The organism is Thermomonospora umbrina, assembly GCF_003386555.1.
GTDB classification, from domain to species: domain Bacteria; phylum Actinomycetota; class Actinomycetes; order Streptosporangiales; family Streptosporangiaceae; genus Thermomonospora; species Thermomonospora umbrina.
Genome location: NZ_QTTT01000001.1, coordinates 750,556 through 763,502, shown reverse-complemented (window position 1 = coordinate 763,502; position 12,947 = coordinate 750,556). Strand labels below are relative to the sequence as shown.

At 74.5% G+C, this 12,947-nt stretch carries 12 protein-coding genes and 3 tRNA genes; 9 read left to right on the top strand and 6 right to left on the bottom strand.

The window, feature by feature from the left end:
- The first annotated feature begins 27 nt into the window (after window positions 1-27).
- Entirely contained in the window at window positions 28-1,668 is a 1,641-nt protein-coding gene (gene pgm, locus DFJ69_RS03365) for a phosphoglucomutase (alpha-D-glucose-1,6-bisphosphate-dependent) (protein WP_116021123.1), read from the top strand.
- 59 nt (window positions 1,669-1,727) lie between these two features.
- Here the strand turns inward: pgm and DFJ69_RS03360 are convergent, their stop codons facing one another.
- Both DFJ69_RS03360 and DFJ69_RS03355 read right to left on the bottom strand, forming a co-directional pair.
- On the bottom strand, window positions 1,728-2,009 hold the full coding sequence (locus DFJ69_RS03360; RefSeq protein ID WP_116021122.1) for a TFIIB-type zinc ribbon-containing protein: 282 nt from the start codon (window positions 2,007-2,009) through the stop codon (window positions 1,728-1,730).
- Window positions 2,010-2,063: 54 nt separating this feature from the next.
- Window positions 2,064-3,011, bottom strand: a complete 948-nt coding sequence (locus DFJ69_RS03355; RefSeq protein WP_245973971.1) for a phosphotransferase family protein — start codon at window positions 3,009-3,011, stop codon at window positions 2,064-2,066.
- 50 nt (window positions 3,012-3,061) lie between these two features.
- Between DFJ69_RS03355 and DFJ69_RS03350 the strand changes: the two genes are divergently transcribed.
- From DFJ69_RS03350 to DFJ69_RS03335, 5 genes are all read left to right on the top strand, one after another.
- Entirely contained in the window at window positions 3,062-3,757 is a 696-nt protein-coding gene (locus DFJ69_RS03350; RefSeq protein WP_116021120.1) for a nucleotidyltransferase domain-containing protein, read from the top strand.
- On the top strand, window positions 3,754-4,548 hold the full coding sequence (locus DFJ69_RS03345) for a nucleotidyltransferase domain-containing protein (RefSeq protein ID WP_245973970.1): 795 nt from the start codon (window positions 3,754-3,756) through the stop codon (window positions 4,546-4,548). Before DFJ69_RS03350 ends, DFJ69_RS03345 begins: the two co-directional genes overlap by 4 nt.
- Before the next feature lie 216 nt (window positions 4,549-4,764).
- A tRNA-Ser gene (locus tag DFJ69_RS03340) sits at window positions 4,765-4,847 on the top strand.
- 8 nt (window positions 4,848-4,855) lie between these two features.
- A tRNA-Met gene (locus DFJ69_RS34075) sits at window positions 4,856-4,928 on the top strand.
- 47 nt (window positions 4,929-4,975) lie between these two features.
- Window positions 4,976-5,048: transfer RNA gene (locus tag DFJ69_RS03335), tRNA-His, on the top strand.
- Window positions 5,049-5,198: 150 nt separating this feature from the next.
- Here DFJ69_RS03335 and DFJ69_RS03330 read toward each other — a convergent pair.
- The 4 genes from DFJ69_RS03330 to DFJ69_RS03315 all read right to left on the bottom strand — a co-directional run bounded on the left by DFJ69_RS03330 (window position 5,199) and on the right by DFJ69_RS03315 (window position 9,330).
- Entirely contained in the window at window positions 5,199-6,077 is an 879-nt protein-coding gene (locus DFJ69_RS03330) for a hypothetical protein (protein ID WP_116021119.1), read from the bottom strand.
- Complete coding sequence (locus tag DFJ69_RS03325; RefSeq protein ID WP_116021118.1) at window positions 6,077-6,661, bottom strand: SigE family RNA polymerase sigma factor; 585 nt, start codon at window positions 6,659-6,661, stop codon at window positions 6,077-6,079. The genes DFJ69_RS03330 and DFJ69_RS03325 overlap by 1 nt, the downstream gene beginning before the upstream one ends.
- A 161-nt stretch (window positions 6,662-6,822) precedes the next feature.
- Entirely contained in the window at window positions 6,823-7,995 is a 1,173-nt protein-coding gene (locus DFJ69_RS03320) for an ABC transporter ATP-binding protein (protein WP_116021117.1), read from the bottom strand.
- 171 nt (window positions 7,996-8,166) lie between these two features.
- On the bottom strand, window positions 8,167-9,330 hold the full coding sequence (locus DFJ69_RS03315) for an ROK family transcriptional regulator (RefSeq protein ID WP_116021116.1): 1,164 nt from the start codon (window positions 9,328-9,330) through the stop codon (window positions 8,167-8,169).
- A gap of 148 nt (window positions 9,331-9,478) precedes the next feature.
- Here DFJ69_RS03315 and edd point away from each other — a divergent pair, with 148 nt between their 5' ends.
- From edd to eda, 3 genes are read left to right on the top strand one after another with little or no spacing between them, the layout of a single operon-like run.
- Complete coding sequence (gene edd / locus DFJ69_RS03310) at window positions 9,479-11,308, top strand: phosphogluconate dehydratase (protein ID WP_116021115.1); 1,830 nt, start codon at window positions 9,479-9,481, stop codon at window positions 11,306-11,308.
- Window positions 11,305-12,279, top strand: coding sequence for a glucokinase (gene glk / locus DFJ69_RS03305; protein WP_116021114.1), 975 nt, complete (start codon window positions 11,305-11,307; stop codon window positions 12,277-12,279). The genes edd and glk overlap by 4 nt, the downstream gene beginning before the upstream one ends.
- Entirely contained in the window at window positions 12,276-12,896 is a 621-nt protein-coding gene (gene eda, locus DFJ69_RS03300) for a bifunctional 4-hydroxy-2-oxoglutarate aldolase/2-dehydro-3-deoxy-phosphogluconate aldolase (protein WP_116021113.1), read from the top strand. The genes glk and eda overlap by 4 nt, the downstream gene beginning before the upstream one ends.
- Window positions 12,897-12,947 lie beyond the last annotated feature (51 nt).

The following is a 12,947-nucleotide window of genomic DNA, read 5'->3' as shown; positions in this document are numbered from 1 at the left end:
GAGGTCCGGAGAGGGTAGGGAGTCGTCATGGTGCATGAGCGTGCGGGGCGGCCGGCGCGGCCGTCGGATCTGGTGGACGTGGCGCGGCTGGTGACCGCCTATTACACCCGGCACCCCGATCCCGGGGAGCCCGGCCAGCGGGTGGCGTTCGGGACCTCGGGGCACCGGGGGTCGGCGCTGTCGGCGTCGTTCAACGAGGACCACATCCTGGCCACGAGCCAGGCGATCTGCGAGTACCGCGCGGCGCAGGGGGTGGACGGGCCGCTGTTCCTGGGGGCCGACACGCACGCGCTGTCGGAGCCCGCCACGGCGTCCGCGCTGGAGGTCTTCGCGGCCGGCGGCGTACGCGTCCTGATCGACGAGCGGGACGGGTACACGCCCACGCCCGCCGTCTCGCACGCCATCCTCGCCCACAACAGGGGCCGCACGAACGGCCTCGCGGACGGCGTGGTCGTCACGCCCTCGCACAACCCGCCCGGAGACGGGGGCTTCAAGTACAACCCCCCGAACGGGGGCCCGGCGGGCACCGAGGCCACGTCCTGGATCCAGGACCGGGCCAACGCGCTGATCGCCGGCGGGCTCAAGGAGGTCCGCCGGATCCCCTACGAGCGGGCGCTGCGGGCCGACACCACCGGCCGGTACGACTTCCTGGGCGCCTACGTGGACGACCTGCCGTCCGTGCTGGACCTGGACGCCGTCCGGGCGGCGGGGGTGCGGATCGGCGCCGACCCGCTCGGCGGCGCGTCCGTCGCCTACTGGGGGGAGATCGCCGAACGGCACCGGCTGGACCTCACCGTGGTCAACCCGGACACGGACCCGACCTGGCGGTTCATGACGCTGGACTGGGACGGGAAGATCCGGATGGACTGCTCGTCCCCGTACGCGATGGCGTCGCTGATCGAGAACCGGGACGCGTTCGACGTGTCCACCGGCAACGACGCCGACGCCGACCGGCACGGCGTCGTCACCCCCGACGGGGGGCTGCTCAACCCCAACCACTTCCTGGCCGTCGCCATCGACCACCTCTACTCCCACCGGCCCGACTGGCCGGGGGCCGCCGGGGTGGGCAAGACGCTGGTCAGCAGCGGCATGATCGACCGGGTGGCGGCGGCGCTCGGCCGCACCCTCGTCGAGGTGCCGGTCGGGTTCAAGTGGTTCGTGCCCGGCCTGCTGGACGGCTCACTGGGCTTCGGCGGCGAGGAGAGCGCGGGCGCCTCGTTCCTGCGCCGCGACGGGTCGGTGTGGACCACCGACAAGGACGGGATCATCCTGGCGCTGCTGGCGGCCGAGATCACCGCCGTGACCGGGCAGTCGCCGAGCCGGCGGTACGCGGCGCTGACCGAGCGGCACGGCGACCCCGCCTACGCACGGGTGGACGCGCCCGCCACCCGTGAGCAGAAGGCCGTGCTCAAGGGGCTGTCGGCGGAGCAGATCACGGCCGACGCGCTGGCCGGGGACCCCATCACGGCGGTGCTCACCGAGGCGCCCGGCAACGGGGCCCCGATCGGCGGCGTCAAGGTCTGCACGGACCGGGCGTGGTTCGCCGCCCGCCCGTCCGGCACCGAGGACGTCTACAAGATCTACGCCGAGTCGTTCCGGGGGCCCGACCACCTGGCCCGCGTGCAGGACGAGGCCCGGGCGCTGGTCGGCCGCACGCTGGCGGGCTGACGTCCGAAGACGCCGAAGCCCGGCGGCCGGTGGGCCGCCGGGCTTCAGAGGGCGCCCGCTCAGGTCGAGAACAGCATGTGGAACACGCTCTTCTGCCGGTAGTGGTGCTGGGGGTGCTGCGGATGGTGGTGGTGATGCACCTGCTGTCCCGCACCCCAGCCGGGAGCGGGCGCAGCGGCCGCGGGGGGCGGCGGCGTCTGCATGTAGTTCGCCTGCATCCGGGTCAGGGCCTCGAGCTCGCCGTAGTCGAGGAAGATCCCCCGGCACATCTCACACTGCTCGATGTGGACACCGTTGCGGTCGTACGTCCGCATCGTGCCACGACACTTGGGGCACTGCATGGCCTTACATCCTTCCCTCACGGAAGCCCGGGACTCGACCACGATAGGGCCAAATCATGATCCCGAGGACTCCCCACTCTCCGCGATTCTCCAGCATGTGTCGACGAGCGCGCTCTCGAACCCGTCCAGCGGCCGCCTCTCGGCCCGCGCAACTATGACGCAGGTGGCGGCGATTTGGATCGCCAAAGTTCGCGCCGGTACGTCCAACATGTCCCACGGATCGCCGTCGGCCGGGACGGCGGGGCCCCCGGCGTCCCGGTAGGCCCCCAGGAACCGCGCCCAGTCCGCGGCGGGCAGCACCCCGGCGGAGAACAGCGCCGCCGGGCGCGCCAGGTCCCAGGCCGGGTCGCCGACCCCCAGATCCTCCACGTCGATCAGACGCCATGTTCCGTCGGCCACGCCCACGAGCTGACCCAGGTGCCAGTCCCCGTGGACCAGCGCGGTACGGGAGGGAGCCGGGGCCGCACCCTCGCCCCGCACCCAGGCCGGCAGGGACGCGAAGGCCCGCAGGATCTCCCGTTCGCCGGCCCCCGTGCCGTCCAACGCACGCATCCGGGCCACCACGCCCGCCGCGCGCACCGGGCGCTCCCAGCGCGGCAGCGTCGCGGTCACCGGGGGCGGCGCGGCGGCGTGCAGCCGGGCCAGCAGCCCGCCGCCCGCCTCCCAGGGGGGATCGTCCGGGCTCACCGGCTCCCCGTACGGCCACACCGTCACCACCCGCCCCAGCACCTCGCGCGGGGGGCCGACGGGCGGCAGCAGGAGATGCGGCAGCTCGGCCGCCGCCGCCATCCGGGTCACCAGCCGGGGGCCGTTGTCCCGGTCGGCCTGGTGGGCCTTGACGACCACCTCGCCGACGCGGATCACCAGCACGCCGTGCCGGTCGTAGAGGGTCGCCGGCGCGGCGTCCGGCGATCCGCCGGGCGCGGCCCGACCGATCGCGATCAGCGCGTCCGTCAGATCGGCCGTCGGTGCCGGGCTCGGGGGGGACGTGGGATCGGGCACGCGCGGAAGCATACGCACCACGGCCGATCACGATGTGCCAGGCTGGGGTCATGACCACGGGGGACATGTCGGGCGCACGACTGGTGCGCGAGCACACGGTGCTGTCGGTGGTGGTCGGCTCGCGGGCGTACGGCCTGGACACCGAGGACAGCGACATCGACCGGCGCGGGGTGTTCGTCGTGCCGACGCCGCTGTTCTGGGGGTTCGACAAGCCGCCGTCCCATGTCGACGGCCCGGACCCCGAGCGGTTCTCCTGGGAGTTCGAGCGGTTCTGCACCCTGGCGCTGGCGGCCAACCCGACCGTCCTGGAATGCCTGTGGTCGCCGCTGGTCGAGCAGGTGACCGACGTGGGGCGGGAGCTGCTGGAGATCCGCGACGCCTTCCTGTCCCGGCACGCCCAGCGCACGTTCACCCGGTACGCCGACAGCCAGTTCCGCAAGCTCGAAGGCGACTACCGCAACCGCGGCGAGCCCCGCTGGAAACACGTGATGCACCTGCTGCGGCTGCTGATCAGCGGCCGTCACCTGGTCGAGCACGGCGAGCCCCTCGTCCGGGTCGACGAGTACCGCGAGCCGCTGCTGGCGGTGCGGCGCGGTGAGCTGGACTGGGCGGAGATCGAACGCTGGCGCGCGGCGCTGGAGAAGGACATGGACGCCGCGTCCGACACCGGCCCGCTGCCGCCCGAGCCCGACCGGGCCCGCGTGGAGGACCTGCTGATCTCCGTCCGGCGCAGGGCGGTCTCGTGAACGCCGAGACGCACCTGCCCGCCGGGGTCCTGGACCGCGTCGAACGGGCCCACCCGTACCCGCGCGCCTTCCTCACCATCAGCGGGGCCCACCTGTACGGATTCCCCTCGGTCGACTCCGACGTCGACGTGCGCGGCGTCCACCTGCTCCCGCTGGAGGAGGTCGTCGGCCTCCGCACCGGCACCGAGACGGTCACCGCCATGTGGAACGAGGGGGACGAGTCCGACGGCATGGACGTCGAGGTCGACGTCGTCACCCATGACGTGGCCAAGTTCTGCCGGATGCTGCTCACCCGCAACGGCTACGTCCTGGAGCAACTGACCTCGCCGCTGGTCGTGGCCACCTCGCCCGTCCACGAGGAGATGCTGGCGCTGGTGCCGGACCTCGTCACCCGCAACCACGCCCACCACTACCTCGGCTTCGCCCGCAATCAGTGGAGCCTGTACGAGAAGAGCGGGATGCTCAAGCCGCTGCTCTACACCTTCCGGGTGCTCCTCACGGGCCTGCACCTGATGCGCACCGGGGAGGTCGAGGCGGACCTGCGGGTGCTCGCCCCGCGATACGGCCCCGACTACCTGCCGGACCTCATCGAGGCCAAGAAGGCCGCCGAGAAGGGCCCGCCGCCGACCGCCGCCCCCGGACGCGACCTGCTGGGCGCGGACGTCGTCGCGCTCACCGAGCGCATCGAGGCCGAACGCGAACGCTCGCTCCTCCCGGCGGAGCCCGGAGCGCACGACGCGCTCCACGACATCGTCGTGCGCACGCGCCTCGCCGAAAGGTCGCGGGCCTGACTTTTAATGGTTTGCCCGCCCGGAAGGCGCTCGGGCATAGTGAGGGCATCGAGAACGGCGGGGCCGGAAGAGAAAGGGCGCGGAACGATGCGAAGCCATCACCGAATGCACGACAGCCGCAGCATGCCCGGTCCCCGGAGCCGCCGACGGACGTGACCTTTCACGCCCACCGCGCGCCGCCCCCGGACCAGGTCCGGCAGGGCGGTTCTTCGTTTCGGAGGGTTGGCCGAGCGGTAAGGCAGCGGCTTGCTAAGCCGTCGTCAGGGTCACCTGCGTGAGTTCGATCCTCACACCCTCCGCTCTTCCCGACGAGTAGGGATGCTGGTGCATCCGGCGGCCTCATAAACCGCATCAGGCAGGTTCGATTCCTGCACTCGTCACTCGGCGTCGAGAATGGCGGAGTCGTCCTTCGCGATGCCGGATCACGGCGTTCGTGGTGTGGTGGTCTGCACACCGGATTGTGGCTCCGGAGGTTCTCGGTTCGAAACCGGGCGAGCGCCCTGTGCAGGAGGGAAGGGCGGCCTGCCCGCCCAGGGGCCGCGGGCGGGCAGGCCGAGGGGAAACACCGGGGCGATGCGGAGTGGCCCCGGTGTGCGCGGCTTCGTGTCCCGCCCTCTAGTCGACGCCGGAGGGTGAAAGGTTGCCGTCCGTCAGAAATGTCCGCCGGCCGTCGTGTCCCCGCCGCCGCCGGCGCCGACGGCCCGGACCACGTAGGTGTCCCCGGACGCGTCATGCCGCCCGCCCGGACGGTACTGGACGGCGAACGTGTAGGTCCCCGGCTCCACCCGACGTCCGGGGCGCAGGCTGAAGCGGTAGACGACCGCGTCGGGGGTCAGATCGGTGTCGATTCCGACGGACGAGTTCGGCAGGGTCGTCCATCCACGGGCCGGAACGGTCCCCAGGTCGCGCCTGATCCGGACGACCACGTCGAGGACCTCCAGCGAGCGGCGCACCGTCACCGTCACGTTGTTGCGCGCCCAGTACACGGTGCCGTCGCGGTCTCGGGACCCCTTCACGAGGATCGGCGCGCTGCCGCCCGAGCCGCCGCCCGCCGGGGGGCGCGCCGCGCCGCGTGCGCGGGGGCGGGGCGTCGAAGGGGCGGTGACACCCGTCTCGGTGTTCTTCCGGGTCCCCTCGACGGGAGGGCCGGCCAGGGGAGAGGCCGGCGGGGACGGCGGCGGCGGGCCGCTCACGCCCTGCCGGCCGAGGGTCACCGCGTCGCCGTCGTCTGCGCGGTCGGTCATCGCCGGCACCACCAGCGAGGTGACGCCCAGCACCGTGGCGGTGGCGAAGCCGGCCGCGACCGCCCACAGTCCGCCGCGACGGGCCCGGCGGCGGTGCGGCGGTGGCGCGTCGAAGTCCTCCGCGGGCGACACCGACAGGGGCTCGGGCTCGGGTTCGGCGAGGGCCGCCTCGATCCGGGCCCACATCCGGGCCGTGTCGGGCCGGTGCCGGTCGGCCTCCGCGCACAGTTGGTCGCGCAGCGCGGCGAGGGACTCCTCGGTGCGCCGATCGCGCCGCCCGGGCATCACGCCTCCCTCTCCGGCCGGTTCTGCGGCCGTACGGCGCCCGCCCGGTGTCCCGACAGGACGTCGGCGGCCGAGCCGCGGCCGCGCAGTACCCGCTCCAGCTCCGCCGCCGCCCGCGAGGTCTGGCTCTTGACCGTGCCGACCGAGACGCCGAGCACGCGCGCCGTCTCCTGCTCCGACAGGTCGAAGGCGTACCGCAGGACGATACAGGCCCGTTTGCGGTCCGGCAGTCGCCGCAGCGCCGCCCGCACGTCGACCATCGCCGGGACGTCGGGGCCGTCGGTCCGGTCCACGGCGACCGCTCCGAGCGCCGACAGCCTCCCGCGCTCGCGGACCAGGGCGCGCAGCCGGCTGTTGCACATGTTCACCACGATCCGTCGCACGTAGGCCAGGGGCTGGTCGGCGCCGCGAACGCGGTCCCAGCGGCGCCAGGTGGCGACCAGGGCGTCGGCGGCCAGGTCGTCGGCGGCGTCGGCGTCGCCCAGCAGCAGGTACGCCAGCCGGGCGAGTTCGCGATGGTGCCGTTCGAAGAAACCGTGGAACTCCCGGCGGGCGGTCTCGTCCCGGGCGCCGTCCAGGCTCAAGTGGGGCGCTCCGCGCCTCGCTGTGGCAATGCCGCCACCGCCTCCGCCGCCGACACCTACGGGCCTGTTGCCAACGGGCGTGAGAGTAACAGTCCGGCGTCGCGCTGTCGTCCCCCGTGACGCACCGGCCGGGGGAGGGGACCGCCGCCCCCGCCGACGGTTCAGCGTCGCACGGGGTCGACCCGGCGGCCGTCCCCACCGAAGATCGGCATCCGGTCCAGGTCGACGGCGAGGTGGACGAGCATGCCCGGGCCGAACCCGACCCGCGAGTCCAGCCGGGCGAGCAGTTCGGGGCGGTGGCCGCCGAGATGCGCGGACGGCTCCGCGGGCTCGCGCCGGGCGGCCCCGCCGAGCAGCATCGACAGCGCCCGGCCCGCCACGCCCCCCGGCTGCGGGACGACGGGCTGCGGGGCGACGGCCCGCGCCGGCCGGGACCGGCGGCCCACGGCGTCGGCGTCCACGACCGTCACGTCCGCGTCGACGTGCGCCAGCCACTCGTGCCCGTGGAACTCCAGCGTGCGGATGTGGCCGGACAGCACCGGCCCCAGATGCGGGTCGCCGGTGGGCCGCAGCGCGTCCGGACGGAGCCCCAGGATCACCGGCTCGCCGTGGCGGCCGGCGAGATGCTCGGCGCGCGGATCGGCCCACGGAACGGTCAGCCGCTGCGTGCCCAGGTCGAGCACGACCCCCTCGCCCGGCACCGCCTCCGGGACGGCCGACAGCAGGTTGATCCGGGGCGCGCCGAGGAACGCGGCGACGAAGGCGGTCGCCGGGCTCTCGTAGATCTGGGTCGGGGTGCCGACGTCCTCCAGGAATCCGTCGCGCAGCACCGCGATCCGGTCGGCCAGGGCGAGGGCCTCGACGTGGTCGTGGGTCACGTAGAGGGTGGTGACGCCCGCCCCGCGGACCCGCCCGCCGATCTCCGCCCGCGGGACGGTGCGCGGCGCGGCGTCGAGGCCGGACGGCGGCTCGTCCATCAGGAGGACGGCGGGCTCCCGACCCGCCTCCGCCGAACCCGTCCGCGCGGTCTCCCGTGGGACCCCGCCGCCGCCGCACACCGTCCGGTGCGGGTAGCGGGCGCCGTTCTGGAACACCATGGCGACGTTGCGCTCGCGGGGGGTCAGCCCGTTGGCCGGCCGGTCGTCCAGCCAGAGCCCGCCGCTGGTGATGTCCTCCAGCCCGGCCACCATCCGCAGCGTGGTGGACTTGCCGCAGCCGGACGGACCGAGCAGGACGAAGAACTCGCCGTCGGCGATCGTCAGCGAGAGATCGGCGACGGCGCGCCGGCCTCCCGGGTAGACCTTGCTGACGGATTCGAGCGTGACTGTCGACATGTGCAGTTCCCCAACCGAACGACCCCCGGGTTTGTGACGTGGAACACAAGTACAGTCCGGCAGGTCGAGATTGTCCACCCCGGGAACGCCGCACCGCTCCGTCCCCAGCGCCTCGACGGCGTTCATCCGCACCGCGCGGCCCTCCGGTCGGTGCCCGGCGGGCCCGGCCGATCAGCGGGCGGAGAGGGTCTCGTCGATCGCGGCGGGGGACAGGATGTGGTCGAGCACCATCGCGGCGCACCCCATCAGGCCCGCCGAGTCGCCCAGCATGCTGGGCTCGATCCGGAGCTGTCGGGTGGCCAGGGCGGTGGCCCGCTGGTACACGACCTCGCGGACCCCGGCGATCAGCGGCTCGTAGGCCCCGGTGAGGTCGCCGCCGAGCACGACCACGGCCGGATTGAGCAGATTGACGGCGGCGGCGATGACCTCGCCGACCCGGCGGCCCGCCGCCCGGACCAGCGCCACCGCCTCGGGCTCGCCGCCGCTCGCGCGGGCCGCCAGCTCGGCCAGGTCGGTCGCCCCCGATCGCGCCACCAGCGCGGTGCCGCCCGCGACCGCCTCGACGCAGTCGAGGTTGCCGCAGCGGCACGGCGTGCCGCCGCCGTCCCGGACCGGGATGTGGCCGATCTCCCCGGCCGCGCCGAGCGCGCCGCGTTGGATCCGGCCGCCCGCGACCAGCCCGGCGCCGATCCCGGTGGACAGCTTCACGAAGAGCATGTCCTCGATCCGGCCCCGGTAGCGCGCCTGGTACTCGCCGAGCGCCGCCACGTTGACGTCGTTGTCGAGGTACGCCGGCACCGGGAACCTGCGGGCCACCATCGGGCGCAGGTCGATGCCGTCGCGGCCCGGACCCGGCAGGATCGGCGGGGCTCCCGGGGCCCCGGTGGCCAGCTCGGTGGTGCCGGGGCTGCCCACCCCGACGCCGCGCACGCTCTCGCGGGCGAGCCCCGCCTTGCCGAGCAGGTGCTCCCAGTGGTCCAGCAGTCGTTCGAGCACGGCCTCCGGGCCGCGGTCGGCGGGCAGGTCGGGGGCGCACTGGACGAGGATCCGCCCGCCGAGGTCGCAGACCGCGACCTGGCCGCGGCGTCGACCCAGGTTGGCGACGAGGACGGCGCCGCCCGCCGCGTTGAACCGGAGCCGGGCCGGCGGCCGGCCGCCCGACGACAGCTCCCCGGGCCGCTCGACCACCAGCCCGTGCCGGATCAGCTCGGTGACGCGCAGGGTGACGGCCGGTCGCGACAGCCCGGTCAGGCGGCCGAGCTCGGCGCGGGTGGCGACACCCTCCTCACGGATCAGGCGGAGCAACTCTCCGCTGGTGGAGGGGCGTCTCGGCATTCGCACAGTGAATCATGGAGGGTTCTGTGTGTCGACCCGCACATGTTCGCAAGCTTTTGTAACCCAGCGTTCATAAGAACGCTTGTACAACTTCCCTATGTGGGCGATAGTTTGCCATGATCGTCGCCTCGCCCTCCGGAGTGACCGAATGCCGCCCTTGCCCCAGCCCGTGGTCGCACGGGTCACCGAACGCATCGCCGAACGGAGCGCCCGCCGCCGGTCCGCGTACCTCGCGCGGATCGCGGACGCCGCCGCGGCCGAACGCCCCGCGCGCGGCGCGTTGGGCTGCGCCAACCTCGCGCACGGCTTCGCGGCCTGCGGGCCCACCGACAAGATCCGGCTGCGCGGTGCGGTGAGCCCCAACATCGCCGTCGTCTCCGCGTACAACGACATGCTGTCCGCCCACCAGCCGCTGCGGGACTACCCGGCGGTGTTGAAGAGGGCGGTCGACGAGGCCGGCGGCACCGCCCAGTTCGCCGGCGGCGTCCCCGCCATGTGCGACGGGATCACCCAGGGCCGCGCCGGCATGGAGCTGTCGCTGTTCAGCCGGGACGTGGTCGCCATGGCCACCGCCGTCGCGCTGGCCCACGACATGTTCGACGGCGCGCTCCTGCTGGGCGTCTGCGACAAGATCGTGCCCGGCCTGGTCATCGGCGCCCTGGCGTTCGGGCACCTGCCGACCCTCCTGGTGCCGGCCGGGCCGATGCACTCCGGCCTCCCCAACGCGCGGAAGGCCAAGGTCCGCAAGCTGTACGCGCAGGGCGAGGTCGGCCGCGACGAGCTGTTGGAGGCCGAGGCCGCCTCGTACCACTCACCGGGCACCTGCACCTTCTACGGCACCGCCAACTCCAACCAGATGCTGATGGAGGTGATGGGCCTGCACCTGCCCGGCGCGAGCTTCGTGCCCCCGGGCACCGACCTGCGCGAGGCCCTCACCGCCGAGGCCGGGCGTCGGGTCACCGAGCTCACCGCCCTCGGCGCCTCCCACACCCCCATCGGCGAGGTCCTGGACGAGCGGGCGTTCGTCAACGGGGTGGTGGCGCTGCTGGCCACCGGCGGCTCCACCAACCACACGCTCCACCTGGTCGCCATGGCGGCCGCCGCGGGCATCGAGCTGACCTGGGACGACTTCGACGAGCTGTCGGCGGTCACGCCGCTGCTGACGCGGCTGTACCCCAACGGCACCGCCGACGTGAACCACTTCCACGCCGCCGGGGGCACGGCGTTCCTCATCGGCGAGCTGCTCGACGCGGGCCTGCTGCACGAGGACGTCCGCACCGTCGGCGGCAAGTCCCTCGCCGACTACCGCACGGTGCCCGAGCTGGGGCCGGACGGGCTGACCTGGCGGCCCGGCCTCGGCGAGTCCGCCGACCCCACCGTCCTCCGACCCGTCGCCGACCCGTTCGACGCGCACGGCGGCCTGCACACCGTCCGCGGCAACCTCGGCCGCGCCGTCGTGAAGGTCTCGGCGGTGGACACGGAGCACCGCGTCGTCGAGGCCCCCGCCCGCGTGTTCGACTCGCAGGAGGCGCTGCAGGCCGCGTTCGACGCCGGCGAACTGGACGCCGACGTCGTCGCGGTCGTCCGCTACCAGGGGCCGCGCGCCAACGGCATGCCCGAACTGCACAAGCTCACCCCGCCGCTGGCCGTCCTGCAGGACCGGGGCCATCGGGTCGCGCTCGTCACCGACGGCCGCATGTCCGGCGCGTCGGGAGCGATCCCGGCCGCCATCCACGTCTCCCCGGAGGCCGCCGCCGGCGGGGCGCTCGCCCGCGTCCGCGACGGCGACGTCATCCGGCTGGACGCCGACCGAGGAGTGCTGGACGTGCTGGTGCCGGACGAGGAGTTCGCCGCGCGGGAGCCCACCGGGGCCGCCCCCGACGCCGACGAGTGGGCCGGCACCGGTCGCGAGCTGTTCGCGGCCTTCCGCCGGGCGGTCGGGCCGGCCGAGCGGGGGGCGGCGGTGTTCGCGTCATGACCGCGCCCTCGCTGCAACGGCCCTGGCTGGTCGCCGACATCGGCGGCACCAACGCCCGCTTCGGTCTCGTCCAGTCGCCGGGCGAGGCCCCCAGCCGGGTCCAGGTGCTCGCCCTCCGCGACCACGCCGGGCTCGCCGAGGCGGCCTCGACCTACCTGTTCCGGCACGCCGGCGACGTCCACCCCACCGCCGCCTGCGTGGCGGTCGCGGGCCCGGTCGGCGGCGACGGCACGTACCGGCTGACCAACGCGCACTGGTCCGGCAGCGCCGCCGAGGTCGCCGCCGACCTGCGCCTCGACCGGGTGGAGCTGATCAACGACTTCGAGGCGCTGGCGCTGGCGCTGCCCACCCTGGCCCCCGGCGACCTGCGCGCCGTGGGGGAGTCCCTGCCCGCCGGCGACGCTCCGGCCGCCGTCCTCGGACCGGGCACCGGGCTCGGCGTCGCCGGGCTGGTCCGCGCCGGCGACCGGCTCGTCGCCGTCCCCGGCGAGGGCGGTCACGTCGACCTGCCCGCCGGCACCGACCGCGAGCTGCGCATCGCCCGGATGCTGCGCGAGGACGGCGAGACCGCCTCCGCCGAGCACCTGCTGTCCGGCGACGGCCTCACCCGGCTGTACGGGCTGACGGCCCGGCTGAACGGGGTCGCCGCCGAGCCGCTGACGGCCGCGCAGATCTGCGCCCGACGCACCGACCCGCTGTGCCACGAGACGCTGGAGACGTTCTGCGCGCTGCTCGGCGCGTTCGCGGGCAACGTGGCGCTCACCTTCGGCGCGCGCGGCGGCGTCTACCTGGGCGGAGGTATCCTGCCCCGTGTCTGGGAGACGCTCCGCCGCAGCGACTTCCGCCGCCGCTTCGAGGCCAAGCCTCCCGTCGAGCGCTACCTGCGCGCCATCCCGACCGCCCTCATCGTCGCCCCGACCCCCGCCCTGGCGGGGGCCGCCGCCCGACTCGCCGCACTGGAGCCCGTGTGAACGCCGAAGAACTGCTGGACGTGTGCCCCGTCGTCCCCGTCGTCGTGCTGCGCGACGCGGCCGACGCGGTGCCGCTGGCCCGCGCGCTGGTGGCCGGCGGGCTGCCGGCGATCGAGGTCACGCTGCGCACCCCCGCCGCGCTGGAGGCCGTCGAGCGGATCGCGGCGGAGGTCCCGGACGCGGTCGTCGGCGCGGGCACGGTCGTCGCCCCCGGGCAGGCCGAGGCCGCCGCCGGCGCGGGTGCCCGCTTCCTGGTCAGCCCCGGCTGCACGGACGCGCTGCGCGAGGCGATGACCGCCACCGGCCTGCCGTTCCTGGCGGGCGTCTCCTCGGCGTCGGAGGCCATGGCCCTGCTGGAGCACGGGATCACGGCGATGAAGTTCTTCCCCGCCAAGGCCGCCGGCGGCCCCGACTACCTGCGGTCCCTGGCGGGCCCGCTCCCGCAGGTCCGGTTCTGCCCGACCGGGGGCATCACCCCGGACACCGCCGCCGACTACCTCGCGCTTGCGAACGTCGGCTGCGTGGGAGGCACCTGGCTGACCCCGGACGACGCCGTCCGTTCGGGTGACTGGGCGCGCGTCGAGGCCCTCGCCCGGAAGGCCGCCGCGCTGCGCTGAGCCGCTACGCGTCCGCCGCCGAAACGCGGGCGACCGCCTCCGACCGGCGCG